27 protein-coding genes and 1 pseudogene are annotated in these 25,047 nt (G+C 64.6%); 13 read left to right on the top strand and 15 right to left on the bottom strand.

Features of this window, described 5'->3' with window-relative positions; genetic code table 11:
* Positions 1–50: 50 nt before the first annotated feature.
* The 3 genes from FJV43_RS13555 to FJV43_RS13545 are packed head-to-tail and all read right to left on the bottom strand — an operon-like array spanning position 51 to position 3,378.
* A complete protein-coding gene (locus tag FJV43_RS13555) occupies positions 51–1,268 on the bottom strand; it encodes a cyclopropane-fatty-acyl-phospholipid synthase family protein (RefSeq protein WP_239627657.1) in 1,218 nt (405 codons plus the stop codon).
* A 3-nt stretch (positions 1,269–1,271) separates the two neighbouring features.
* On the bottom strand, positions 1,272–2,060 hold the full coding sequence (locus FJV43_RS13550; RefSeq protein ID WP_239627655.1) for a DUF1365 domain-containing protein: 789 nt from the start codon (positions 2,058–2,060) through the stop codon (positions 1,272–1,274).
* 4 nt (positions 2,061–2,064) lie between these two features.
* Complete coding sequence (locus FJV43_RS13545; RefSeq protein WP_239629413.1) at positions 2,065–3,378, bottom strand: FAD-dependent oxidoreductase; 1,314 nt, start codon at positions 3,376–3,378, stop codon at positions 2,065–2,067.
* A gap of 174 nt (positions 3,379–3,552) precedes the next feature.
* On the opposite strand from FJV43_RS13545, the gene FJV43_RS13540 reads away from it, so the two are divergent.
* The gene (locus FJV43_RS13540) at positions 3,553–4,356 is read left to right on the top strand and encodes a DUF1295 domain-containing protein (protein WP_239627653.1); all 804 of its coding nucleotides are present in this window, start codon (positions 3,553–3,555) and stop codon (positions 4,354–4,356) included.
* Between the two features lie 134 nt (positions 4,357–4,490).
* Positions 4,491–4,892 (top strand): DUF2177 family protein, encoded by a 402-nt coding sequence (locus tag FJV43_RS13535; RefSeq protein WP_239627651.1) that lies wholly within the window; start codon positions 4,491–4,493, stop codon positions 4,890–4,892.
* 26 nt (positions 4,893–4,918) lie between these two features.
* Here FJV43_RS13535 and FJV43_RS13530 read toward each other — a convergent pair whose 3' ends face one another.
* The 4 genes from FJV43_RS13530 to FJV43_RS13515 all read right to left on the bottom strand — a co-directional run bounded on the left by FJV43_RS13530 (position 4,919) and on the right by FJV43_RS13515 (position 7,084).
* On the bottom strand, positions 4,919–5,221 hold the full coding sequence (locus FJV43_RS13530) for a hypothetical protein (protein WP_239627650.1): 303 nt from the start codon (positions 5,219–5,221) through the stop codon (positions 4,919–4,921).
* Between the two features lie 15 nt (positions 5,222–5,236).
* Positions 5,237–5,821, bottom strand: a complete 585-nt coding sequence (locus FJV43_RS13525) for a sigma-70 family RNA polymerase sigma factor (protein ID WP_239629412.1) — start codon at positions 5,819–5,821, stop codon at positions 5,237–5,239.
* 79 nt (positions 5,822–5,900) lie between these two features.
* Positions 5,901–6,542: a ChrR family anti-sigma-E factor gene (locus FJV43_RS13520; RefSeq protein ID WP_239627648.1), complete on the bottom strand. Its 642-nt coding sequence runs from the start codon at positions 6,540–6,542 to the stop codon at positions 5,901–5,903.
* Positions 6,539–7,084: a sigma-70 family RNA polymerase sigma factor gene (locus FJV43_RS13515; RefSeq protein WP_239629411.1), complete on the bottom strand. Its 546-nt coding sequence runs from the start codon at positions 7,082–7,084 to the stop codon at positions 6,539–6,541. Before FJV43_RS13515 ends, FJV43_RS13520 begins: the two co-directional genes overlap by 4 nt.
* A gap of 295 nt (positions 7,085–7,379) precedes the next feature.
* On the opposite strand from FJV43_RS13515, the gene FJV43_RS13510 reads away from it, so the two are divergent.
* The 4 genes from FJV43_RS13510 to FJV43_RS13495 all read left to right on the top strand — a co-directional run bounded on the left by FJV43_RS13510 (position 7,380) and on the right by FJV43_RS13495 (position 10,473).
* Positions 7,380–7,625, top strand: a complete 246-nt coding sequence (locus FJV43_RS13510; RefSeq protein ID WP_239627646.1) for a hypothetical protein — start codon at positions 7,380–7,382, stop codon at positions 7,623–7,625.
* A 164-nt stretch (positions 7,626–7,789) separates the two neighbouring features.
* Complete coding sequence (locus tag FJV43_RS13505; RefSeq protein ID WP_239627644.1) at positions 7,790–8,467, top strand: heme-binding beta-barrel domain-containing protein; 678 nt, start codon at positions 7,790–7,792, stop codon at positions 8,465–8,467.
* 19 nt (positions 8,468–8,486) lie between these two features.
* Complete coding sequence (locus FJV43_RS13500) at positions 8,487–9,194, top strand: dihydrofolate reductase family protein (RefSeq protein WP_239627642.1); 708 nt, start codon at positions 8,487–8,489, stop codon at positions 9,192–9,194.
* 7 nt (positions 9,195–9,201) lie between these two features.
* Complete coding sequence (locus FJV43_RS13495; protein WP_239627640.1) at positions 9,202–10,473, top strand: NAD(P)/FAD-dependent oxidoreductase; 1,272 nt, start codon at positions 9,202–9,204, stop codon at positions 10,471–10,473.
* A 52-nt stretch (positions 10,474–10,525) separates the two neighbouring features.
* Here the strand turns inward: FJV43_RS13495 and FJV43_RS13490 are convergent, their stop codons facing one another.
* The 3 genes and pseudogenes from FJV43_RS13490 to FJV43_RS13480 form a co-directional block, all read right to left on the bottom strand.
* On the bottom strand, positions 10,526–10,840 hold the full coding sequence (locus FJV43_RS13490; RefSeq protein ID WP_239627638.1) for a hypothetical protein: 315 nt from the start codon (positions 10,838–10,840) through the stop codon (positions 10,526–10,528).
* Between the two features lie 159 nt (positions 10,841–10,999).
* Positions 11,000–11,293, bottom strand: a pseudogene (locus tag FJV43_RS13485) (cysteine hydrolase); the annotation flags it as partial.
* 56 nt (positions 11,294–11,349) lie between these two features.
* Entirely contained in the window at positions 11,350–11,697 is a 348-nt protein-coding gene (locus FJV43_RS13480; protein ID WP_239627636.1) for a DUF3088 domain-containing protein, read from the bottom strand.
* A gap of 111 nt (positions 11,698–11,808) precedes the next feature.
* On the opposite strand from FJV43_RS13480, the gene FJV43_RS13475 reads away from it, so the two are divergent.
* Together FJV43_RS13475 and FJV43_RS13470 are read left to right on the top strand one after the other, a co-directional pair.
* The gene (locus FJV43_RS13475) at positions 11,809–13,635 is read left to right on the top strand and encodes an AMP-dependent synthetase/ligase (RefSeq protein ID WP_239629410.1); all 1,827 of its coding nucleotides are present in this window, start codon (positions 11,809–11,811) and stop codon (positions 13,633–13,635) included.
* A 94-nt stretch (positions 13,636–13,729) separates the two neighbouring features.
* The gene (locus FJV43_RS13470) at positions 13,730–15,289 is read left to right on the top strand and encodes an oleate hydratase (protein ID WP_239627634.1); all 1,560 of its coding nucleotides are present in this window, start codon (positions 13,730–13,732) and stop codon (positions 15,287–15,289) included.
* A 3-nt stretch (positions 15,290–15,292) separates the two neighbouring features.
* Here the strand turns inward: FJV43_RS13470 and FJV43_RS13465 are convergent, their stop codons facing one another.
* From FJV43_RS13465 to FJV43_RS13450, 4 genes are all read right to left on the bottom strand, one after another.
* Positions 15,293–15,871 (bottom strand): hypothetical protein, encoded by a 579-nt coding sequence (locus tag FJV43_RS13465; protein ID WP_239629409.1) that lies wholly within the window; start codon positions 15,869–15,871, stop codon positions 15,293–15,295.
* Between the two features lie 203 nt (positions 15,872–16,074).
* Positions 16,075–17,388 carry a tetratricopeptide repeat protein gene (locus tag FJV43_RS13460; RefSeq protein ID WP_239627632.1) on the bottom strand — a complete coding sequence of 438 codons (1,314 nt, stop codon included), beginning with the start codon at positions 17,386–17,388 and terminating at the stop codon, positions 16,075–16,077.
* 15 nt (positions 17,389–17,403) lie between these two features.
* Positions 17,404–18,414 (bottom strand): aldo/keto reductase, encoded by a 1,011-nt coding sequence (locus tag FJV43_RS13455; RefSeq protein WP_239627631.1) that lies wholly within the window; start codon positions 18,412–18,414, stop codon positions 17,404–17,406.
* Between the two features lie 238 nt (positions 18,415–18,652).
* Entirely contained in the window at positions 18,653–19,078 is a 426-nt protein-coding gene (locus tag FJV43_RS13450) for a PaaI family thioesterase (RefSeq protein ID WP_131871677.1), read from the bottom strand.
* Between the two features lie 71 nt (positions 19,079–19,149).
* Here FJV43_RS13450 and FJV43_RS13445 point away from each other — a divergent pair, with 71 nt between their 5' ends.
* The 3 genes from FJV43_RS13445 to FJV43_RS13435 all read left to right on the top strand — a co-directional run bounded on the left by FJV43_RS13445 (position 19,150) and on the right by FJV43_RS13435 (position 22,323).
* A complete protein-coding gene (locus FJV43_RS13445; RefSeq protein ID WP_239627629.1) occupies positions 19,150–19,773 on the top strand; it encodes a CoA pyrophosphatase in 624 nt (207 codons plus the stop codon).
* Between the two features lie 53 nt (positions 19,774–19,826).
* Positions 19,827–21,038: a hypothetical protein gene (locus tag FJV43_RS13440; RefSeq protein WP_239627627.1), complete on the top strand. Its 1,212-nt coding sequence runs from the start codon at positions 19,827–19,829 to the stop codon at positions 21,036–21,038.
* A 316-nt stretch (positions 21,039–21,354) separates the two neighbouring features.
* Complete coding sequence (locus FJV43_RS13435; protein WP_239620704.1) at positions 21,355–22,323, top strand: IS110 family transposase; 969 nt, start codon at positions 21,355–21,357, stop codon at positions 22,321–22,323.
* Between the two features lie 265 nt (positions 22,324–22,588).
* Here the strand turns inward: FJV43_RS13435 and FJV43_RS13430 are convergent, their stop codons facing one another.
* Positions 22,589–22,894 (bottom strand): hypothetical protein, encoded by a 306-nt coding sequence (locus tag FJV43_RS13430; protein ID WP_239627625.1) that lies wholly within the window; start codon positions 22,892–22,894, stop codon positions 22,589–22,591.
* Positions 22,895–23,087: 193 nt separating this feature from the next.
* Between FJV43_RS13430 and FJV43_RS13425 the strand changes: the two genes are divergently transcribed.
* On the top strand, positions 23,088–23,567 hold the full coding sequence (locus tag FJV43_RS13425) for a hypothetical protein (RefSeq protein ID WP_239627623.1): 480 nt from the start codon (positions 23,088–23,090) through the stop codon (positions 23,565–23,567).
* 460 nt (positions 23,568–24,027) lie between these two features.
* Complete coding sequence (locus FJV43_RS13420; protein ID WP_239627621.1) at positions 24,028–24,975, top strand: TAXI family TRAP transporter solute-binding subunit; 948 nt, start codon at positions 24,028–24,030, stop codon at positions 24,973–24,975.
* Positions 24,976–25,047: the final 72 nt, after the last annotated feature.

Genomic DNA, 25,047 nt, shown 5'->3' with positions numbered 1-25,047 from the left:
CGTTGATATTCCGCCCGCTGCTGGCGGGGGCCGCGGTCCCCTGAGCCGCGTCAGCTCCGGCGTGCAAAAACCAGCTGCCGGACGTCGATCTTTCCGGCCCTGAATCCTGCCTCGCAGTAGCACAAATAGTATTCCCACAACCGGCGGAAGGGCTCGTCGAACCCGAGCGAGGTCAGGTCGCTCCATGCCTGCCCGAAGTTCTCTCGCCACAGCGCGATCGTCTTTGCATAGTCTTGTCCAAACACGCGCTCGCGAATGACAGGCAGCTCGAAGCGTTCGCCCAGCGAGCGCAGGATATTCGTCGAGGGGAGCATCCCTCCCGGAAAGATGTATCTCTGGATGAAGTCCACACGCTGCCGATAGCTGTCAAAGAGCTCGTCGCGGACCGTGATGGCCTGGATGCCTGCCAGACCGCCGGGCTTGAGCCGCCGGTTCAACTGATCGAAGTAGGCTGGCCAGAATTGCTCGCCGACGGCCTCGATCATCTCGATGGAGGCGATGCGGTCGAAATGACCTTCCTGGTCGCGATAATCCTGCAACCGGACCTCGACCTTTTCGCCGAGCCCGGCTTCGTGGATTCGTCGACGGGCAAATTCGTGCTGCTCCTTGCTGATGGTGAGTGCCACCACGCTGGCGCCGTAAGTTTTCGCGGCAAACTCGGCGAAGCCGCCCCAGCCGCATCCGATCTCGAGCACGCTCTGACCCGGCCGCAATTCGATGGCTTTCGCCAGTTGTTCGTATTTGTGCTGTTGAGCGGCGGGCAGGTCGGCTGTCTCGGCCGGAAACAGGGCCGACGAGTAGGTCATGCTCGAATCGAGCCACGCAGCGAAGAACTCGTTTCCGAGGTCGTAATGCGAATGGATGTTGTGCCTCGACCCCTGTCTCGTGTTCCGGCGCAGTCGATGAAGCACCCGCCGGCAGAGCCGGACCAGCATGTTCCCGGCAAAGGCACTGTCGACCAGCTCTTCGTTGAGACAGAACACGTAGAGAAGCTGGGTGAGATCGGGCGTGCTCCAATCGCCTCGAATGTAAGCCTCGGCCATGCCGATGTCACCGCCCATGACGAGACTGCGCGCGAACCTGTAGTTGTTGAGCTCGATGGTGGCCGACGGACCCGGAAGCCGGCCGCGCAACGTGACGGTTCTCTGGTCGGGAAGGCGCACATGAACCGTGCCGTGTCTGATCTGCGATGCAAGGCGCAGCGCCAGTCGGGCAAGGAATGGGACACCATCGAATTGAACGGCCTGATGCGTGGCTGCGAGGTCCATGGTTCAAGTCTCGCGTTGTTTCAACCGGGGCACGTGCGGAGCACCTTTCAGCCAAAGCCGCATCGCTTCCCAGTGGATGGCTGCGATCACTTTGAACGTCAGGAAGGGCAGACCGAACAGCGCTGCCAATAGCGAGTGGCTGGTCAGAGGGCGGCGTCGTCCGCGGAACGCTGCCGCAAACATCGCGCCCTGCTCGTTCGTCTGCAGGATTCTGACCCTCACATCTCGCTCCGGTGGAGAAATGCTGAAGCGGTAATGTGTTTCCATCGCCATGAAAGGCGAAACGTAAAATTCCTTCGCCTGGCTCTGCCGTATTGTGCAGCCCGGTCGCGCATCCTGCACGGGCAGGATGTAGGAATGCATGTCCCCGAAGGTGTTGCGGACCTCGTAGATCAACAGTGCGAGATCGCCGGACGCGCGGTAGCAGAAATAGACCGAAAGCGGGTTGAACACGTAGCCCAGAACCCGGGGATAACAGAGAAGGAGAATGCGGCCTCCGGAGAGATCGATGCCGCGTTCCGCCGCCAGTCCTCGGACGTGCTGGCCGAGGCTGGCGCTCTTGCCCTCACCGTGATCGCGCTCGTGGAAGCTGAAGGGTGCTGCTCGATTGACGCCAAACAGCCTGGACTGGCCGTTTGCTTCGTCCAACCGGTCGAGATCGATCAGCAGGCTCATCACGCGGTAGCTGAACCTGTGCTGCACGGGCCGCCATCTGGCGTGCATCACCTTTCCCCGGTAGAGCGCGGCGGGCGCTATCGCATTCTCCGCTCTCGTCGGTTTCGTTCGGACCATCGTGCTACTCGGCAGCCTGAACCAGCAAGGGGGCCGACCGACGCCATGGAACCTGGCCGCCAAGCGCGTCGGCAACGGAGATGCCGGACTGCAAGCCATCCTCGTGAAAGCCGTAGCCGGTCCAGGCACCGCAGAACCACGTCCGGCGGCGCCCTTGAATTGCGGGGAGCCGTCGCTGCGCCGCGAACGCTGCCAGGTCGTATTGCGGATGGGCGAAGCTGAATTTTCCAAACGTCAGATGGGCCGCCGGCTCGAAAGGCGGATTGAGACTGACGAACAATGGCTTGCGGTCGTCTATGCCCTGCAGCCGGTTCATCCAATAGGTCACCGCGACGTCGTTATGGACGGGCGTTTGTCGCGGCCATTGCAGGAAGTTCCAGGACGCCCATGCCTGCCGGCGCCTGGGCATGAGATTGCGATCGCGGTGCAGATAAACGGTGTTGGGGGCATACCTGATCGCGCCGAGAACGGACCGCTCCTGGGCGTCGGCATCCGACAGCGCCGCCAAGGCCTGATCGCTGTGACAGGCCATCACGACGGCATCGTAAGTCTCCACACCACCATGACTGTCGCGGATCGTCACGCCATGCTCCGCTCGATGGATCGACGTCACCGCACAGCCTAGCCGAATGTTGTCCCTGAACATAGCGGTGAGCTTGTCGACATAGCGCCGGCTGCCACCCTCCACGGTCCGCCAGCGCGGCCGGTCCAGGTGCAGGAGCCGGTGGTTGTCGAAGAAGGCGACGAAGTTTTCCGCTGGGAAAGACAGAATGTCGGCCGACGAGGACGACCAGATGGCCGCCCCCATCGGTCCGAGATAATCGGAGAACAGGCGCGGCCCGAATGATTCCTTGCGCAGATACTCGCCCAGCGTCAGGTTGTGCAGCCGGCCGGCGCGCAAGTCGGCCGCGCCCTGCCTGTTGAATCGCAGGACCTCGGCCAGCATGCGGAAATAGGATGGCGATGAGAGGTTACGCGGTTGTGCAAACAGGCCGCAAACAGTCTGCAGAAAGGTCTCGCCGCCTCCCCGCCATTCGAACCGGCCCTGATCGGCGGACATGGCGAAGCTCATGCAAGTCTCGACGGTCCTCACGCCCAGCCGCGCGAACAGCGCGGTCAATTGCGGATAGTTCGCCTCGTTGAACACGATGAAGCCGACATCGACGTCAACGGCCTCGCCATCATAGTCGACGCGAACGGTATGGCTATGTCCGCCCGGGCGCAGCTCGCGCTCGTACACCGTCACGGCATGGCGTTTCGACAGGAGCCACGCGGCGGCATTGCCGGCAATTCCTGTCCCGATCACGGCCAAACGCATTCCCTGTCGCCCCCACTGGATACCGTCAATACGGTGCTCGAAACGGTCGCTGTGCAAGGAAACGTTCGGCGAGATGGCGCGGATCACCTTGCGGACCATCGGCCGACCCGCCGCCGAACGCGAAACCGGCTCCTGCAGCCGACGTATCGAGGAGAGGGCAATTCTGGTGAGGGCATGGTTTTGGTGCATGTTCAGGCAATAGGCGGCATTGCGCTGGCCCTTTGTCTCCTGATGGGACTGGCCTGGGTCGTTCAGCAGCGTACGGGAAACTCCGGATGGGTTGATGCAATCTGGTCCTACGCGACCGGCCTCGTTGGCGCGGTCGCCGCCCTGTGGCCTCTCGCCGACGACACGCCGGCGCGCCGGGTGCTCGTCGCAGGGCTCGTGCTGCTTTGGTCGGTGCGACTCGGCACGCACATTGCGCGCCGGGCCGCAGCAGGCATCGACGATCCGCGGTATGCGAACTATGCGCGTCAATGGGGGGCTGCGGCCCCTCGCCGGATGTTCTTTTTCCTGCAATCGCAGGCGCTGGTCTCGGTGCCGCTGCCGTTCGCCGTCTTCCTCGCGGCGCACGCTCCCGAGCCCGGATTGCGACTGCAGGACGACGCCGGAGCCGTCATCATTCTGGCAGCCGTCGCAGGCGAGGCATTGGCGGACCGGCAATTGCGCCGGTTCAAGCTCTGCCCATCCAACGCCGGACTCGTCTGCGATGCCGGCCTTTGGCGCTGGTCCCGTCATCCGAACTATTTCTTCGAATGGCTGGGGTGGTGGGCTTACCCGGTCATCGCGCTGTCGCCCGGATATGCATGGGGGTGGGCCAGCCTGGCGGCGCCGGCGATCATGTACTGGATACTCGTGCATGTGACGGGGATACCCCCGCTCGAGGAGCAGATGCTGCGATCGCGCGGCGATCGGTATCGGGAGTATCAGGCAAGAACCAATGCATTCTTCCCGTGGCCGCCGAAACACGCACATTGATGACCGGTGCCTGCTGTGTTGACTGGACGCAAGCGGGTGTGAGTGCGCGGATATGATCCGGCGCGGCTCGCCGGTCGTTAATCCGGTGCCGGGTTCGACAAGCCGGCCAGGTGCAACCGGACGGGAACGCGGACATGAATCCTCTCTTCACCTATCTCTCGGTGGCCTTGACCTTCGTTGCAATCGACATGGTCTGGCTCAAGATCATGGTTGAAAGACTTTACCGGCCGGTGCTGGGCGATATGTTGCGGGCCGAGCCCAATCTGGCGGCCGCTGCAGCATTTTACTTGTTGTATCCCATCGGTTTGATCTGGTTCGCCGTGCTGCCCGCGCAGCAGGATGGGAGTGCGCTGCGCGCTTTCACATCCGGCATGATGCTCGGCTGCTTCAGCTATGCGACCTATGATCTCACCAATCAGGCGACCCTGCGGAATTGGTCGACCGGGCTGACACTTGCGGATGTTTGCTGGGGATCGTTTCTTGCCGGCGTCAGTGCCTGGATCGGATTTCTCGTCGCTCGAAAGCTGGCCCACTAAGCGGGGAGCAAGCGTGCCAGGCCGAGCTAGGTATAACTTCGCCCTCCAAGCTGGTCGAACGTGTCTCTGGTTTCCGCGATCTTGTCGGACAAGGACCTGAATGCGCTTTGAGCCTGCAGCTTCGCATCTTCGTCGAGCAGGAGGCAGGCGAGATCGACCAGTTGATCGCTCATGTGCTCCATGGCAGCAAGCAGCTGATCGAGGCTGGCTCCGGGATCGTCGGCTCCGACACGTTCGACATCTCTCAAAACCGCTTCGAGCCGTGCGATCGAAGAGACGAGCCGATCCCCGCGATCGGGCTCCGGAAATGCGATGATCTCTGCAGCCATGCGCGTTCTCCGGCTTCAGGCCGCGGCCGATGCCGCAAGGCAATCCTTGCGTACCGCCAGGATGGTTCGATGCAGCCAGGTCTTGATGGTGCCGACCGGCACACCGAAGCGTCGTGACAAGCTGGCGCGGCTCTCGCCTTCGAGATAAGCGAGAGCCACCAGCCTGCGGCGATCTTCCGGCAAACGAGCCAATGCTCCGCGCGCAATCGGTTCGGCGCTGGCGTAGTCGAAATCCTCGATCGATGACGCGCCGGCTCCCGCCGGAACCAAGAGCGCTTCGTCCAATTCGTAAGTTGGCTGCCTTCTGGTCCGCCGATGATCAATTGCGGTATTCCGGACGATCGCGGACATCCAGGCCATCGCCGGGGCTCGTCCGGGATCGAACCGACCAGCCTTGCGCCAGATCTTCAGAAAGGTCTCCTGGAGGATGTCGTCGACGTCGTGAGGTGAGGCTCCAACGGCCAGCGCTGTCCTGCGCAGCCGGCCCCGTGTCAGCGTGTGGAGCTCTGCGAAGGCACGTGTCTCGCCTGCGGAAACGCGTGCCAGTAGTTCAGGCAGCCTCTCGCTCGGCACCTGACTCGCCAGGCTTGAACCGGCCATGTCCTGTCTCCCTTGCGTTTGTTTCGAAACGCTCCGGGCGCGTGTCTGGATCACCCCCGGGGAGAAGGACTCGAGAGAATCAAAGCCGCACGAATGGCCCGATCAGTCGGCCGAGAAAACCGTTCATGCGCAGGTCGCCGGTCATCGCAACCAGGCAGACGCATGGGCCTTCGTCCCCGACGATGGGACGGTGCTCGATCTCGTCATCACCGTAATCGAAATCACCAGGGCCAAAGCGACCGCCCTCGTGACTGAAGCTGCCCTCGAGGACGAGGGTCAGTTCGGTGCCGGTGTGCGTGTGTTCAAGCATGCGCGAGCCTGGTGCGGACCGAAGCAGAAAGGCGCGCGCCTTGCCCGAACCGGAAAGCTCGATCGGCCGCATGCTCAGACCCGGCGCGATGCGCCGGCGCTTGCCGATGCGATACTTTCGCAGTGCCGGCGGAAGATCATGATTGGCGTCGGACGTGAGGGGCGGCGCCGCTTCGCCTTCCGGAGAGCTGTCAATTCGCGACATGACGCGGTCGAACGCATCTGGTGCGATCGGCACCGGCTCGACATCCTCCAGCGCGGCTCCCGCAAGCTGCTCTATGGCCTGCACAAAGCGGGCGCACCGCGCGCAACCTGCCACATGAACTCCCACGACCAGCTGATGGGCCTCTTCCAGCTTGCCGGCCGCGAAATCGGCCAGAAGATCTTCAGGCGGGTGGTGGCTGATCGTCATGCTTCTTCGTCCAATATGTCTCTCAACCGGTTCATCGCCAGCCTGATCCGAGACTTGACCGTTCCGAGCGGAATACCGAGCTGGCTCGCGATTTCCGGATGCGCCCTTTCCTCGATGAACGACAGCCTCACCACCATGGATTGCTCTGTCGAGAGTTGCTTGATGGCCGACTCGATCCGTGTGGCATCCTGCACCCGCGAAATGACGGCATCTGCCGGTTCGGCTGGATCCGGTGCATCGGGCAGCTCGGAATCGGCATGCAGACGGTTTGCCCGCGCTCTGCGACGGAATAAATCGATCCGCAGGTTGCGCGCGATCGTGAATATCCAGGCCGCCACGCCCGCTGTCGCAGGATCGAAAAGGCTCGCCTTCCGCCACACGGCGATCATCGCGTTTTGGGCGATCTCCTCCGCCTCGTCGGAGCTGCACCCGGCTTTCTGCATCAGTCCCTTGATGCGAGGCGCGAAATGCTCGAATAGCCGCTTAAAAGCGGCCCGGTCACCGTGAGAGGCGACGCGTCCGATCAAATCAGCCCAGTCCACCTTTGCCTTCGGCCCTTTGCTCGCACCAATGGACAGCCGCGCCTCACCCCGCCGGGGCACGCGAGCTTCAGCCCGGATTGGCACATCTATAGCCCGGATAGCAGCGATCATAGCGCCTCGACAAGCGATCTCCGAGACTGAGAACGAGCGGGAACAGGCCCCGGATCACTGTGCAGTGCCCAATTGTTGGTTCCAACCCGCATGGCCGGCACCCGGCCATTCCTGGCATTCCGCTTGCTCATTCAGGAGCCAAGCCAAGGTCTCGGCGAGAGGCCGTTTCAGGTTGAGGCAAGTGATGCAGAAAATGTCCCGTTCTGGTGCTGCCGGTGAACTCCGGCTCGATGCATTGATCGCCGATTTGTGGTGGCGCGTTCGGCTCCTGAACACCGACATCCTCGAGGAGGAAGCTCGGGCCAGGGTGTTCGACGTGAACCAGCCGACCTATCCGCTGCTCGCGCTCAACCTGCGCACACGGCGCGACAATCTGGTGTCGACGATCGGCGTGCTGGAGCAGCGGGCGAAGGCGTCAGAAGCGGCTTGAGAGGAGTCTCAGGGGCCGGCGGCCACGCCGCGGCCGCCGGCGCGCGGGATGCAACGAGCATCGTCGCATGGCTCGAATGCCTCCGGCGCTTGTCTGGGCATGAGTTGAATTCACGCCGTGCCTGGCTGTGATATTGCTGGCCTCTGCAATCCCGCGAGGCCTCCATGCTCCCCATTCCCGCCGATATCTTCACCGAGCCCGAGGACGTCTCGCCCGACGGCCTTGCCAATCTCGGCCCGCTGCGGCGGCTCGCCGGCACCTGGCAGGCGGACAAGGGCATCGACATCAATCCGAAGGCGGAAGGGCCGGAGCGGCGGACCTTCATCGAGCGCATCCGCATGGACCCCATCGATCCGCAGGCCAACGGGCCGCAGCTGCTGTACGGTCTGCGCTATCACATCCACATCAACACGCCCGAGGAAGACATCACCTTCCACGACCAGGTCGGCTATTGGCTGTGGGAGCCCGCGACCGGGCTGATCATGCAGACGCTGGCGATCCCGCGCGGGCAGGTGCTGCTGGCCTCGGGCGAGGCAGGGCCCGATGACAGGACAATCGCGGTCACCGCCAAACGCGGCGACACCGCTTACGGGATCTGCTCGACCGACTTCCTGGAACAAGCCTTCCGCACCGATGCCTACCGCTGCGACATCACCTTCAACGACGACGGCAGCTGGACCTATCTGATCCAGACCGAGTTGCTCGTGCGCGGCGCGCCGTTCAATCATCGCGACACCAACACGCTCCGGCTCGTCGCGCCGCCAAAGCTCAATCCGCTGGCGCTGATCGTCAACGATCGCGCCAAGGAGAATGCAGCGACTGGCGGTGGATCCGCGGCCTGAGCGCTACCCGGAGAATTGCATGAAGCCGTATGTCATCTGTCTGATGCACTCCAGCCTCGACGGCCGCACGCATCCGAGCCGCTGGCGTCCGAAGGGGGCAGGCACGGATTGGTTCGAGAAGATCCATGACGAGCTCGGCGGCGATGCCTGGGTGATCGGCCGCGTCACCGGGGCGGAGTTCGCCAAGGGCGAGCCCTATCCCGCGACGGACGCGACATTCCCGCGCGAAAGCTGGTTTGCTTCGCGCGATGCGAAAACCTATGGCGTGGTGCTCGATGCACAGGGCAAGATCGGCTGGGGGCGCTCGGACATCGGCGGCGACCCGATCGTCGTCGTGCTGACCGAGCGTGTGCCGGATTCGCATCTCGCCGGGCTGCGCGGCGAGGGCGTGTCCTACATCTTTGCCGGCAAGTCCGAGATCGACCTGGGGCTGACGCTGGACATCCTCGCCCGCGAGCTCGGCGTGAAGCGCCTGCTGGTGGAGGGCGGCGGCGTTGCCAATGGCGCGTTCCTGCGCGCCGGTCTCATTGACGAGTTCAACCTGATCCTCAGCCCCGCGATCGACGGCGCAAAGGGCGCCCCCTTCGTGTTCGATTCGACTGAGGCGAACAGCGACCGGCGTGCGCCGATCACCGCGATGACGCTGGAGAGCACGCGCGAGCTCGGCGGCGGCGTCCTGCTGCTGCGATATCTCATCAAGAACGACCCTCAGGCGGCGAGCCGGTAAGCGCGGCATGTCCGATCCATCCGAGCACATCGTCATTGTCGGCGCCGGCGCGGCCGGCTTGATGGCGGCGCGCGAATTGGCGCGTGCCGGCCGTAAGGTGACGATCCTGGAGGCACGCCGGCGCTGTGGCGGCCGCATTCATCCGCTGCCGGCCTCGGAGTTCGGCTATCCCGCCGATGGCGGCGCTGAATTCGTCCATGGCGAGGCGCCGGTCACGCGCGCACTCCTGCGCGACGCCGGGCTGTCCCTTCGGGAGATCGAAGGCGAGCAGTGGAGCTTTGACGGGACGAGGCTCTCGCGCGAGGATCGCCGCGATCTCCATGAGGCAGAGCTTCAAGCCACGCTACGGGGCTTGAAGGACGATCTCACGGTCGCCGACTTCCTGCGCCGGCATTTTGCCGGGGACGACTATGCGCCGATGCGCCAATCGATCGAACGGATGGTCGAGGGTTACGATGCGGCCGACCCCGAGCGCGCGTCCACGCTGGCGCTGCGCGCGGAATGGATGGATGGCGGGCACGCTCCGCAGGCGCGGATCGACGGCGGATACGGCGCCATGATCGACGTGCTGGCGGCCGACTGTCGCAGGCACGGCGCAACCATCCGCCTCGGCTGTGTCGTGTCGGCCCTCGCGGAGGAGGGCAGCGCGGTCACCGTTCGCTGCGCCGGCGGCGATGTGCACGCCTGCGATCGCGCGATCCTCACCGTGCCGCTGCCGCTGCTGCGCGAGATCGCGCTGCCGGCGGAGGCGCGCGCGAAGCTTGCCGCTGCCGACGACATCGGCTTCGGCAACGTCATCAAGATCCTGCTGCGCTTCGCCCGGCCATGGTGGCGCGAGCGCAAGGAAAATCTCGCGGATATGACCTTCCTCCTGTCCGACCAAGCGATCCCGGTGTGGTGGACGCGCTATCCGGACCAGCAACCCGTGCTCACGGGCTGGTTCGGCGGCCCGCGCACGGCGGAGCTGGAAAGCCTCGATCCGCAAGGACTGATCGATGCCGGGCTCGGCTCGCTTGCCGCCGTGTTCGGTCTGCCGCGCGATGATGTCGCGCGCGAGCTCGTGGCGGCGGCAGCGATCAACTGGGCGCATGATCGATTCGCGCGCGGCGCCTATTCGTGGGCGACGCCGCGGACGCGGGAGGCACAAGCGATCCTCGCACGTGCCGACGGGCGCGTGCTGTTTTCGGGTGAAGCGCTCTATCGCGGCCGCGATATGGGCACGGTCGAGGCGGCGCTCGCGAGTGGGTTGGAGACCGCGGAGAGAATCTTGCAGGGATAGCAGAAAGGCCCGCATCTCTGCGGGCCTTTTGTCTTACCAGCGTCCGCTTGTCTTACCAGCGTCCGCCGCCGAAGCTGAACGTCACGCCGGGACCGCCGCCGTAATAGCCGTACGGTCCGCCGCCGTAATAGCCGTTGTGCCGCGGATAGTAGCCGTAGCTTCTGTAATGGGGCCGGTAGTGGCCGTGATGATGCCGCCCGTGATGATGGTGACCGTGCCAGTGATGGTGCCTGCGGTGCGCGCTGATGTCGGTGGACTGGCTCTCCTGCGCGGTCTGTTTGGCGCTTACGCTGCCCGCCGCGTTGGCCGCCGATCCGCCGGCGAACGCCGCAGCACCGAGGGCGATCGCGGCAATGAGATACTTCATGTCGTCACTCCAGTTGAATGTCGTGTGACAACACATGGGTGCCGGCTGCGTTCCAGCCAATGCGGGCGTCGAAACGACGCAGTGTGTGATGTTCACGCGGATGATTCGTTCATCGTGAGATGTATTGTCGCATTACCGACGTTCGTCGCGCGATCGCCATCACTTCGCCGCGAATGATGCGACCACCTCGTCCGTCGTGACGATACGCGCGAATTCGCCGTTGAGATTCGACAGCGTCATTGCGGGCTCGCCGTCCTGCTCGCGCGCCTCGTCCTTGACCGCGTAGCCGGAACGCGATGGCAGAAACGACGAATTCGGCGTCGTGCCTTCGTGGCGGATGTGGAGGATCGGCACGCGATTCGTCCTGAAGGCCTTCAGCAGATCGACGATGCGCGCGACCGCATCCGGATTGTTGCGTCGCTTGCCCGCAGCTTCCCATTCGTCGAATGCGCGCGCGTCTGCAGAGCCGCGACATCAGAATAGGGCTACGCGGGCCGCGGGAATTCTTTCTATGGATGGGGATCGGGAAAGCCGTGGCGCTCGGAGAGCGCGGCGAGGATCGCGTCCTTGTCGGCGATGAAGGCGCGGCCATGATGGCTGCCGGTCTGGTGCGGCGAAGTCGCTCCAGTCGCGAGCACGAGCAGCGGCAGCGATTGGTTCTCCTCGCCGACCAGCGCGACCACGGCTTGCCGCGGTAGCGGCCAGGGAATCCGCTCGACGTCGAGCTTTTCGGCGAGCGCCGGAAACGAGGCCAGCACGCCCTCGATCAGCGCGCAATGCCAGCAATAGAACCGACGATTCGGAAAGGCCGGATCCTCGAAACCGGGACGCAGCAGAAACAGGCGGTCGCGCGTCATGGGTCGCTCCGAAGCATGGCCGCCTTGCTGAGGATCAAGGCGGCACGGTCTGGCCGGCCTAGTGTCGAGGCCCCAAATGGTTGGGGATCGACAGGGTTAAGAAAGGACGCCATGCCGGGGCCGATCAGTCAACCGCAGTCACTCGCCGACGTGACGACACTGCCGGAGCTCTTGCGCTGGCGCGTCCGTGCGACGCCGGCGGCGGAGGCCTATCGCCATTTTGACGGCGCTGCCGGATGCTGGATCAGTCAGTCCTGGCAGGAAATCGATGCGGAATTCGAGCGCTGGCGGCGGGCGCTGGCTGCGGAGGGCTTTTCGGCCGGCGAGCGCGTTGCCATCCTGGTGCCGAACGGCATTGCGCATGTCGCGATGGACCAGGCGGCGCTGTCGCGTGGGCTCGTTCCGGTGCCGATGCATGCCGTCGACAACCCCGACAGCATCGCCTACATCCTCGCCGATTCCGGTGCGCTGCTGCTGTTCGTGGATACGCTGTCGCGCTGGCAGGCGATCACCGCCACTGGTCAGCCGCTCGACCATCTCAAGCGCATCGTCTGCGCCGATGCGACGGGGCTCGCTGCAGCCGATGCCCGTATCGTCGCGCTCGACCGCTGGCTTGCAGAGCCCCGAAGCGCCGGTGCACCGCTGGCCGACGTCGCGGTTGAGCCGGGCGATCTTGCCGCCATCGTCTACACTTCGGGCACGACCGGCCGGCCCAAGGGCGTGATGCTGTCGCATGGCAACATCGTCGCCAACGTGAAGGCCGTCGCGCGGCGCATCGCGGCCGTGCCGAACGACGTCTTCTTGTCCTTTCTGCCGCTCTCGCACACCTTCGAGCGTACCGGCGGCTATTATTATCCGATCGCGGTGGGGGCCTGCGTCGCCCATGCCCGCTCGGTGCCGCAGCTCGCGGAGGACTTGAAAACGGTGCGGCCGACGGTGCTTGTCTCGGTGCCGCGCATCTATGAGCGCATCTACGCCCTGATCATGCAACATCGCGCGGCGGCCGGCGGCGCAGAACGCGCGCTGCTCGATCTTGCGCTCGCCGTCGGAGGCCGGCGCTTCGATGCGCGGCAGGGTCGCGGCTCGCCGGCGCTGTTCGACCGGCTCGCCTGGCCGCTCCTGAAGCGTTTCGTCGCCGACAAGGTGCTGGCCCAGTTCGGCGGGCGCCTGCGCGTTGCGGTCTCCGGCGGTGCTCCGATTGCCGAGCCGGTCATCCGCCTGTTTCTCGCGCTCGGGCTCGACATCCTTCAGGGCTACGGCATGACCGAGACCTCGCCGGTCGTTTCCGTCAACACGCCCGGCGACAACGATCCGTCCTCGGTCGGCCGCGTCCTGGACGGCATAGAGGTCAGGCTCGGCGAGCTCGACGAGCTGCTCGTTCGCGGGCCGAGCGTGATGCTCGGCTACTGGCACAAGCCGGAGGAGACGCGCAGGGTCAAGCAGGCCGACGGCTGGCTGCACACCGGCGATCAGGCCCGCATCGAGAATGGGCGCATCACCATCACCGGCCGCATCAAGGACATCCTGGTCACTTCAACTGGCGAGAAGATCGCGCCGGTGGATCTGGAGACCGCCATCCTCGCCGATCCCTTGTTCGAGCAGGCGTTGGTGATCGGCGAACAGCGGCCGTTCCTCGCCGCGTTGGTCGTGCTGAATGCAAAAGCCTGGACGCAGGAAAAAGAAAGGCTCGCGGCGAGCGGCAAGCAAGGCGCCGGCGCGGAACGGGCCGTGCTGCTGGCCAGAATTGCGGCCGCCGTGAAGGCCTATCCGTCCTACGCGACGCCGCGCGCGGTATGGTGGACGCTGGATCCGTGGACCATTGCTGGCGGCCTGCTCACGCCGACGTTGAAGAACAAGCGCCCCGCGCTCGAGCGCCGCTTCGCCGCCGAGATCGAGCAGATCTACGCCAGGAAGCCGGCGCCGATAACGTCGACGTGATTTCGCCTCCGGTCGCCCTTGATCCAGCGCAACTTCGGCCGTCGCCGCCCGATGCAATGTGGCCGCGACATTCGAAATGCAATCGAGGCAGATCATGAAGGCGTATTTCATCGGCGGTGGCATTGGATCGCTCGCAGGCGCGGCGTTCCTCGTTCGCGATGCGCAGCTGCCGGGGCGCGACATCGTGATTTACGAGACTCAGCCGCTGGTCGGCGGCAGCCTCGACGGCGCGCAGCTCGCGAACGGCGCCTATTCGCTGCGCGGCGGGCGCATGCTCACCACCGACCATTACGAATGCACTTGGGATCTGCTCTCGAGCATTCCCTCGCTCGAACATCCCGGCCTCAGCGTGCGCGACGAGACCATCGCCTTCAATGAGGAGAACCCGGCGCATTCCCGCGCGCGTCTGGTCGACCGAAACCGCTTCAAGGTCGACGTCTCGCACATGGGCTTCTCCGCGCGCGACCGGATCGAGCTGCTGCGGCTCACTGAAGCTTCGGAGGAGACGCTCGGCAATAGCCGCATCACCGACTGGCTGTCGCCCGGATTCTTCGAATCCAATTTCTGGTACATGTGGCAGACCACCTTCGCCTTCCAGCCCTGGCACAGCGCGGTCGAGCTGAAGCGCTATCTGCACCGCTTCATGAGCGAGTTTCCGCGCATCGAGACGCTCGGCGGCGTCAAGCGCACCGTCTACAATCAATATGACGCGATCGTGCGGCCGCTCGCCGACTGGCTCAAGCGCCAGGGCGTGCAGTTCGTGCGCGGCACGCGCGTCACCGACATGGCGTTCGAGGCCGACGGCGCGCGCTTGCGCGTGCGTCAGCTCACGCTCGACCGCGACAGCCGCACCGCCAACGTCCGGGTCGAAGACGGCGATCTCGTCTTCTTCCAGAACGGCTCGATGACGGACGCTTCGAGCCTGGGCACGATGACCGAGCCGCCGCCGCGCCTGACCAAGGCTGATAGTCAGGGCTGGGCGCTGTGGGAGACGATCGCGAAAGGACGTCCCGAATTCGGCAATCCGACCGCGTTCAACAGTTCGATCCCCGAGTCCTATTGGCTGTCCTTCACCGTCACCTGCCGCGATCCACGGTTCTTCGACCGGATGGAGGCGTTCTCCGGCAACAGGGCCGGCACCGGCGGACTCGTCACGTTCAAGGATTCCAACTGGCTGATGTCGGTCGTGCTCTATCACCAGCCGCATTTCACGGGACAGCCCAAGAATGTGCAGGTGTTCTGGGGCTATGCGCTGCATCCCGACCGCATCGGCAATTTCGTTGCAAAGCCGATGTCGGAGTGCGGCGGCGCCGACATCCTGAAGGAGCTCTGCGGTCACCTGAACTTCGATCCCGCCGTGTTCGAGGATGCGACCTGCATTCCCTGCCGCATGCCTTACATCACCAGCATGTTCATGCCGCGCAGCGCGACCGACCGGCCGCTGCCGGTGCCGGAAAATTCCGTCAATCTCGCCTTTGTCAGCCAGTTCGTCGAAGTCCCCGATGACGTCGTGTTCACCGTCGAATATTCGGTTCGTGCGGCGCAGATGGCGGTCTATCGGCTCATGAAGATCGATCGCCCGGTGCCGCCGGTGACGCGGCACGACAAGTCGCTCGCCGTGATCTTCGCGACGCTGGAAAAGGCGTTCGCGTGATGGCTACTTGAACGGGTCCTGGATCGCCGGTGCCGACTGGCGGATGCGGCGCACGCTGACCGGCGTGCCGTCAGAGACGAACAAGAGCTCGTATTTGCGGCCCTCGTTGTCGGTCGCCGAGCAGGTGACGTCGTTGACCTTCCTGGCGGCGAAATTGCCGGTCTGGCGGCAGACGCCGGTGGAGGTCTGCTCGGCCGGCACCGGGAGGCCGTCGACCCTGGGGCGGTGCTTGGAGTTGAGCAGCATGCGGTCGATCGGCAGCTCGTAGGAATTGTCGTCGGCGCGCTTGCCGTTCTCGCCGGAGAACGACACGACGTGGTTCGCATCTGCGGGATCATCGACCGCGACCGCGAAATTGACCCGGCCCTTGTCGCCGTGGGCGTAGGCCACCGTCTTGCAAGCATAGGTGCGGCCTGCGACCTTGAACGTCTTGCAGTGACCGGAGATCAGCGCCAGGAGATCGATGAAGGCGTTCTGCTGCGGCTGCGGATTGTTGACCAGAATGGGTCCAGAAGTCTCGGCAAAACAAGGACTTGCCAAGACCATGATCAGGGCGGCGAGGACCGGTCGGCAGGGGCGCATCGTCGGGCTCATGTGCCAGGGGGCCGTGGCGGCGGACAAGGTCCGTCCAACAACCATCGAACCGCAAATTGGTTGCGATCCCGTTTGCTCCGCAATTCCCGCCTGGAATACCACCGCGTCACCCCCGACGGCGCTTTCGCCCAAATTACCCAACCCGTATGGCCGGCACATGCCATCAGGGCAGTGTTTTTTTCGTGGCGGAGCTAGCCTGTCGCCGCCTGCCAGCGCGCATCCCGAAGCGAGGGCCGGCGGTGCAGGCGGGCATCCAGCAGGGCGCGGGCGCGGGGCAGCTCACCGCTGCGCATGAGCGCGACGATAAAGGTGTCCTCGATCAGCTCGCGCTGGGCATGGCTGCCGCCGATGCGCACGACCTCGCCGAGGACCGGCGCGAGCACCTGGACGCAAGTCCGGTAATCCTCATCGGCGAAAGCCAGGAGCGCGCGGCAGATTGCCGGTACCACGGGACCGGTGGGCAGCTTGCCGTCAGCGAGCCGCTGCTCGATCGCCCCAAGGCGCGCGGCGAGCGCCTCGCGGTTTTGCGTGGCGGCCGCGAACAGCGCCATGTGGACGTCGGCAAAGGACAGGCTCGACTTCGGAAACAGCTTTTGCGCGGCGGCGTCAGCCTCGCGCCACAGCGCTTTCGGCACGGCGTGGCCGTAGGCCGACAGGCGCCAGAGCAGCGAGGCGCTGTCGGTGACGACGTTGAGCGGCGGCGCCTGCGTGGCGGAGGGCTGGAGCACGTCGGCATAGATCGACAGCGCCCGCGCCGCATCGCCATGCTCGAGCGCGCCGAGCGCCTGGTGCCAGCGGATATGGCTGTGCAGGATTCCGGCGCGGTCGTAAGTGGGGATCCATTCGTCGACGAGGCGGTCGGCCGCATCGATCGAGCCGTCCTCGAACATCGCATGCAGCACCGCGTGCACGGCGTGGGCGTTCTGCCGGCGCAGATTGAAGCCGCGCTCGGTGACGGCGCGGCCACGAGCGACGTCGCCATTCTCCGTCATCGCCCAGCCGGACATGGTGAGGAACCACCAGTCCTCGCCATAATGCCGCGCGACGCGCTCGCAGAGCTTGTGCCGGGCGCGATCGTGGTCGGCCATGCCGGAGAATGCGAACAGGCCGAACGCGCCGAGCGGCAGTGACAGCACCAAGGCGTCGCGTGGCCATGCGTCGATGTGCTTCAGCGTCGATGCGATGGCCTCGGGCAGCCGGCCCTCGATCGCGAGCGCCAGCGTCTCGACATGCGAGCGCTCGCGCTCGGTGCCGCGCTTCGCCACGAGCTCGCGCGCGAGCGTCGCCTTCTGCCGCGCGAGATCGCCCTGCTGGTAGAAGGCATGCACGCGGCCTCGGGCGATATGGGGAAGCGCGAAATCCGGGTCGGCCGCGATCGTGCGCTCCAGCGTCTCCGCCGTGCCGGTCCAGCCCGCGAGCATGAGGTCGACGCCTTCGCGATAGGCGGCCGCCGCCTCCTGCGAGGTGGTGGAGAGCGGCAGGCCGTAGCGGTCTTCAAGCGCCATCGTCGTCTCCCGCTCTCATGCCGTCCGCGCGCGGCGGCCTTCGATCGGATAGGCCGGGTCGTTGTAGCCCGGCGTCGAGGGATGGCCCGGCGTCACCAGCCGGTCGACCAGGGCCTCGTCCTCCGCGGTGAAGGAGTAATCGAGCGCGCTGATGTAGCCGTCCCATTGCTCCTCGGTGCGGGGACCGGCGATCACCGACGAGACGAAGGCAGAGTTCAGCACCCAGGCGACCGCGAACTGGCCGGCGGTGATGCCCTTCTTCTCCGCGTGCGTCTTGATCTCCTGCGCGAGGCGCAGCGATTCCGGCCGCCATTCGGTCTGCATCATGCGGGTGTCGTTGCGGCCCGCGCGCGTCTCCTTGTCGGGGGCTGCATCTGGCCTGTACTTGCCGGTGAGCACGCCGCGCGCCAAGGGGCTATAGGGCACGATGCCGAGACCGTAATAGGAACAGGCCGGGAAGTGCTCGACCTCCGGCATGCGGTTCATGGCGTTGTAGTAAGGCTGGCTCACCGCGGGTCGATCGATGCCGAGCCGGTCGCAGATGTTGCAGATCTCGGCGACGCGCCAGGCGCGGTAGTTGGAGACGCCGAAATAGCGCACCTTGCCAGCGCGGATCAGGTCGCCCATCGCGCGCACCGTCTCCTCCAGCGGTGTCGCGTGGTCTTCCTTGTGCAAATAGTAGATGTCGATGTGATCGGTGCCGAGCCGCGTCAGGCTTTCGTCTGCGGCCTGCAAGACCCAGCGTCGTGACAATCCGCCACGGTTCGGATCGTTACCCATGGGGTTGGCGAGCTTCGTAGCGAGCACCCAGGCGTGACGGTTGTTGCCGATCGCGCGCCCCACAACCTCTTCGGATGCGCCTTTCGAGTAGGCATCGGCGGTATCGATGAAGTTGATGCCTGCGCCGTGTGCCTTGTCGATGATCCGCTTCGATGCGGCTTCATCGGTCGGCCCGCCGAACATCATGGTGCCCAGGCAGATCGGCGACACTTTCAGGCCGCTGCGGCCGAGTTGGCGGTATTGCATGGGCGGGTCCTCAACGCTGCGATGGGGTGCAGCATAGCCATCCGGTTTCGTCATTGCGAGCGCAGCGTGGGGACGCCCGTGCCATACTCGGTGTCATCGTCCGCGAAGGCGGACGATCCAGCATTCCAGAGGCCGCAGTGATAGAGCCTAGAAGCCGCGGCGTACTGGATTCCCCGCCTTCGCGGGGGAATGACGCGAATGCCGGTGATACGCAGCAGTGGCGGCCTGACCGCTTCGCCTACGCCGGCCCCTTCAATATCTTGAACACGCCATTCGCCATCACGACGCAACGATCGTCCACGCTGACTTCGGTGCTCATGAAAATCAGGCTGCGGGTCGAGCGTACCACGCGCGGGCGGGAGATCAGGATGTCGCCGATCTGGCCGGCCTCGACGAAGTGGGTGTCGAGCTGCACCGTCGCCAGATATTCCTTGCCGGAGACATAGCGGGCCGTCATGCCGCAGGTGCGGTCGGCGAAGGTCATCATCACGCCGCCCTGGACCATGCCGCGACGATTGTGATGCTTGTCTTCGGTCGCGAGGGCGAACTCGTAATGGCCGTCGACCTTGCGCTCCCACAAGGGACCGACGAGATGGAGAAAGCCCGTGGTCTCCAGGATGCTCCAGCCGTCTGATTTCAGCCTTGCGGCGGCCTTGGTGGTCATGTCGTCGTCCGTTCCTGTGCGGGCCTTGCGAGCGCATTTCATCGGGGCCGGACGTGGTGTAGTCAAGCATCATGAGACCGTTCGATGATGCCACACGGCGGAATATCGCGGATGCCTGCGCGGCCTTCACGCGCCTGCAGGAGGATGATGCGCAAGCGACGCTGAAGCGCGCCGCGGTCGCGGTCGCGTTGACCGCGAGCGAGGGCGACGACACCGCGCTGCTGCTCACGCTGCGTGCGTCGCATCTGCGCGCCCATCGCGGTCAATGGGCGCTGCCGGGCGGCCGATGCGATCCCGGCGAGACGCCGGTCGAAGCGGCGCTGCGCGAGCTCGACGAGGAGCTCGGCCTTCGCCTCACGGACGCGGATGTGCTCGGCACGCTCGACGACTATCCGACGCGGTCCGGCTATCTGATCACGCCGGTCGTGGTCTGGGCTGCGGGCAGCGCCGCGATCCGGCCGAACCCGGAGGAGGTCGCGTCCGTGCATCGCATCGCGCTGGCCACCATCGAGCGCGAGGACGCTTTCGATTTCGTCGCGATCCCCGAAAGCAGCCGCCGCGTGATCCGCTTCCATCACCAGACGAGCCTGATCCACGCTCCGACGGCGGCGCTGATCTACCAGTTCCGCGAGGTACTGGCGGGGCGGCAGACCCGCGTCACCGACCTGGAACAACCGGTGTTTGCCTGGAAGTGATGGTAAACGGCGCGTTAACGTGACGGTTACCGGATGCCTGCTAAGAGGGCAGCATGCATCGATCGATTCGAAGAAACCTGGCGCTGGTTCCACTCGCGCTTGTCCTGATCTCACCCGCCGCGCGCGGCGCCGAAGCCGACGCGCTGCCGCCGGCCGTTCGCGATGCCAACGCCCAGCTGCTGTCGCAGTTTTTCGCGCAAGGTGTCTCGCCGGCCGTGCTCGAATATCGCCGCAAGCTCGCGGAATATCAGGCCGCGCGCGCGGCCTTCGACGTCGAGGCCGGCGCCTATTGGAGCCAGATCTCCGAGAAGCGGAAGACGCGCAACGCCAAGCGGCGCAATGGCCAGCAGATCACGCTCGACGATTACGTCCTGGAGCATCCGCCGCTCTATGCCGGGCCGAAGCGCCCGGTGAACCCGGAACCGGAGGAAACGCTGGAGCGGCCGCCGCGAAAGCCTATTCCGGTGGTCGCCGATTTCCTGCGCGCGGCGCAGGAGCTCTACCAGTTCACGCCGCAGCGCCCGTCCAGCGAGCTCGAGTTCAAGCGCGCCTATGCGCGCTACGCATTGGCCAACGGATTGACACGTGAGCAGGCGGTGCGGGTCTATTCGTTCGAGACCGGCGGCACCGGCAGCTACGACGTGCAGGCGGGCATCGAGCATGGCGGCAAGCGCGCGATCTCGACCGCGATGGGCTACAACCAGCTGCTGACCACCAACAGCGTCGAGCTGTTGGCCGAGCAGGGCCATGAACTGATCCGTGCGCTTTCCGAGAAAGTGGCGCGGAGCTCGGGGCCGGCGCGGCATGCGCTCGAGCACAAGCTCGGTGTCCTGAAGAAAATGGTGACGCATGCGAAGTCGGTGCCCGATACCTGGTCGGAGCACGAGAAGATCGGCAACACTCCGCAGGGCTGGGCCATGCATGCGATGGTGCTCGACGTCGATATCGGCCCGATGCTGCAGACCCACAAGCTGCTGACGTCGGTGCTGTTCGCCCGCGCCAAGGGCTACACCCGACCGCTCTCCGCGGCCGAGCTCGAAATGATGAACCTCACCGGCGACGGCACCGGTCTCGACATGGTGACGATGCCGCAGGCGATGCGCGAGAAGGTGCCGACCTCGAACTTCTTCCAGCGCGGCGGCTACGAGCGCAATCCGGTCGCGATCCGCCACAACACGGTGGCCAAGCTGCTGGCGGTCACGGACGATCGGATGGACGTGAACAGCGGCAAACCCGGCGCCAGGGAATTGGCGGCGGCGTTTTAGCTGCTGGCGAGCTGCCGCAGGGTGGGCAAAGCGAAGCGTGCCCACCATATCGATTTGAACGCGATGCTAGATGGTGGGCACGGCGCTACCGCGCCTTTGCCCACCCTTGTATTAGCCCGATTGGTTATATTGAGCCGTTCCGTGAGGAATGGCCCAGCCCGGGTGGCCGCCCGAGCTGGGTCGCCGTTCGATCGGATCGGTACCCACCGAAGCCTTGAGGGCTGTCAGACGTAGCAAGATCGCGATCGGCACTTCATCGGGACCCGAATGGTTGAACGAACTTTAGGTTCGCATAACAAGGGAGGGATCGACGAAGATGGCCAAGCATACCACGATCTGTGCCGGGATCGATACCGGCAAACGGAAGCTCGATGTGGCGATCGAGGGCAGCCGCGAGCAGTTGCAGGTGACGAACACGGCGGAAGGCCATGAGGCTTTGCTGACGTGGCTGCGACAGCATCGCATCAAACGCGTCGGCATCGAGGCGAGCGGCGGTTACGAACAGGCTGTCGTCGCCGAACTGCGACGCAAGGGGTTTGTGGTTGTGGTGTTTCAGCCGGCTCAGGTCCGAGCCTATGCCACATTCCACTTGCAACGGGCCAAGAACGATAAGATCGATGCCGCTCTTATCGCAACCTGCACCGCCGCGGTGCGGAAGATCCATACCGCTCCCGATCCCCGGTTGCTGCCGTTCGCCGAGCAGCTGACCATGATCGATCAGATCGGTGAGGATATTGCACGCCTCAAAAACAGGATCGAAAGCTGCCGCAATGCGGCGATCAACAAGCTCTGGCAAGAGGATATCGCTCGCCTGGAGCAGCGCGTGAGGGTCGCACTCAAGGCTCTGGTCGCCTCGATCCGCAAGCATCCCGACCTTGCCAAGAGACTTGCCCTGATCAACAGCGTTGACGGCATCGGGCTGCCGACCGCCGTGGCCATCCTGGTGCGTCTGCCTGAGATCGGCCAGATCACGCGGGAGCAAGCTGTCGCTCTCGCCGGCCTTGCGCCCTATGACGACGACAGCGGCGACCGGTCAGGCGTTCGGCATATCGAGGGCGGACGAAAGCGGCTGCGCCGCGCCCTTTATACGGCTTCACTGGCCGCATCGTTTCGATGGAACCCGCAGCTCATCAAGCTCTATCAACGGCTGACTGCGGCTGGAAAGGAACACAAGCAGGCGCTCGTTGCCTGTGCCAGAAAGATGCTCATCTTCGCCAACACAGTGGTGGCTCGCGGCACGCCGTGGTGCGGCGAACCTCCGGTAGGATCATTCCCTGCTTCTTAGTTCGACCGAGACGCGCTTCTTCGTCCCGACCTACGGCTCCCTCATGACGTCGCGCGTAGCGTCCGTCAAGGATGGCCGTCGCTCGCCCCAACATCACCCGATCTGCCGCCAGGCCACGCCTTGACGGACGCGAGCACGGCGTCATCATGGCAGACGCAGGCGATCCGGACGGCGCAAAACACGGCCGCTATTTAATGGTTGCTACGGCAGCTTCGTTTGTGGCAAGAGCCGCAGCGCTGCAATCGCCCGCAGCCCAATCAAGTCCCTACTGATCCGGCCCGAACTTGAACTTGCCGTCGCCCTCCAGATAAGGCCCGCTCCGCATGTAGAGCTGGCCGTTCTGGCCGATGAAGAACAGCGTGCCCTTCGGCACCTTCTTGGCTCCCTTCAGCAGCTCGCCGGCGTTGCTGGTACCCATTTTGTAGGAATAGGTTTTGCCGTCCCTGTCATAGGCATAGCCCATGTCCGGCTTGAGCTCCCAGGGCGTCGCTCCGGCTTGCGCCAATGCGGGCCCCGCCCATGCGCCGAGCACGGCTGCGATTGCAAATGTCTTTGTTGAAAACGCCGTCATCCCATCCTCCCACGGTCGGGACATTCCGGGCTTGAACAAATCACGAACGGCATGTCCGGGTCAATTTGCGAAAGCGCCGCAGCGCATCACGTCCTGCCCAGCAGCTTGTGATTTTCCCTCGGTCCCCTCGCGACTATGTTCCGCTTTCCGTCTAGAACGCAATTCGACAAAATTACTGGTAGGGATGATTCGGATGCGCCATGTGATCAAGCTTAGTTGGGCTGCTGCATTGTCGTTGACGGCGTTGGCCCCGGCCGCGCGGGCCGATGATTACCAGCTCAGCCACAATCAGCGCATCTCATGCAGCCGCGGCCTTGCCCCGGGCAAGCTGAACACGGCGACCTGCAAGTCCTACACTTATCTCTTCAACACCAAGACCTCGGAATATTTCCGTTGCCAGGTTTCGCTGGCGCTGACCCGCGACAACAAGGAAGTCATCAACGTCCAGACCGACGGCGGCTGCACCAAGAAGCCGCGTATCTTCGAGACCGACGGAAAGTATGATTTCGACGCGACCGAGACCGAGCCGCCGAACACCAACTCGTTCTTCGGCCCCGGCGGCTATTCGGTCTGGGCCGCCGACGTCACGGCGCAGAAAGTGCGCGGCTGCATCATCATCTCCTCCGGCCTCGGCTCCGACATCTCCAAATGCCTGGACATGACGTTCCAGTGAGAACGGGCTAGGCTCAATCGTCGCTTCGTAGTCGGTGCGCTCCCGCCCCCGCAGGCAGGGCAATCGCATATTGCATCATTCGCGAACTGAGCGCGCGCCTCGTCCTTCGAGACGACCGCTTCGCGGTCTCCTCAGGATGAGGCTAAGTGCCAGCGGCGCCCGCTGAAACTGCCGTCACGCACTCGGTCCTCATCCTGAGGGCCCGCCAAAGGCGGGCGTCTCGAAGGATGGCAGCAGGGAAAAGCTCTCAAATGCGATAACCCAGCGCTTGCGGGGGAGCGAAGGAGACTGCGCGAGAGGTGACCCGCCTTTTCCTGACTGCGCCACCTCGCCGCACCCACCGGTTCCCAAGGTCGAGCCGGATCGGCCGTTCGCCGCAGTCCTGTTTTGCCTTTTGGATGGGTTGACCCGCACCCCTCATCCGGCCAATTTCGCCGCCGGTTTGGGGAGAACAACAACCATGAAACGGACGACCTTCGGCGTGGCCGCGGCTCTTGCTCTGGCGGCGTCGGCGCCTTGCGCGCATGCGCAATCCTTCATCAACGTGCTGACCGGCGGCACCTCGGGCGTCTACTATCCGCTCGGCGTCGCAATCGGGAAGATCTACGGCGACAAGATTCCGAACGTGAAGACGCAGGTGCAGGCCACCAAGGCGTCGGTCGAGAATCTGATCCTGCTGCAGCAGGGGCGCGGCGAGCTGGCGTTCACGCTGGGCGATTCGCTGAAAGCGGCCTGGGACGGCGAGGAGGAGGCAGGCTTCAAGACCAAGCTCGACAAGCTCAGGACCATCGGGGCGATCTACCCGAATTACATCCAGATCGTCGCGACCGCCGAGAGCGGCATCAAGACGCTGGCCGACCTGAACGGGAAGAGCCTGTCGGTCGGCGCGCCGAAATCCGGCACGGAGCTGAACTCGCGCGCGATCCTCGCGGCCGCCGGCATGAGCTACAAGGATCTCGGCAAGGTCGAGTATCTGCCCTTCGCCGAATCGGTCGATCTCATGAAGAACCGGCAGCTCAGCGCCACGCTGCAATCGGCCGGGCTCGGCGTCGCCTCGCTGAAGGACCTGTCGACCTCAAGCCCGATCACGGTGGTGTCGGTGCCGAAGGAGACCGTCGACAAGATCGGGCCGCCCTTCGTTTCCGCGATCATTCCGGCCAAGACCTATACCGGTCAGGACAAGGACGTGCCGACTGCGGCCGTGATCAATTATCTGGTCACGAGCTCCGCCGTGTCGGACGATCTCGCCTATCAGATGACCAAGCTGGTCTATGAGTCGCTCCCCGAGCTCGTCAACGCCCATGCGGCCGGCAAGGAGATCAAGCTTGAGACCGCAGCCAATGGCAGCCCGGTTCCGCTGCACCCCGGCGCGATCCGCTATTACAAGGAAAAAGGGCTGATCAAGTAAGGTCGGCTCTCGCCACGCTTCGTCATGGCCGGGCTTGTCCCGGCCATCCACGTTTTTAGGTTTGGCGACAAA

This window comes from Bradyrhizobium sp. I71 (assembly GCF_022354745.1).
Taxonomy (GTDB): Bacteria; Pseudomonadota; Alphaproteobacteria; order Rhizobiales; family Xanthobacteraceae; genus Bradyrhizobium; species Bradyrhizobium liaoningense.
The sequence above is the reverse complement of the archived record's forward strand: the minus strand, read 5'-3'. Positions and strand labels throughout refer to the sequence as shown.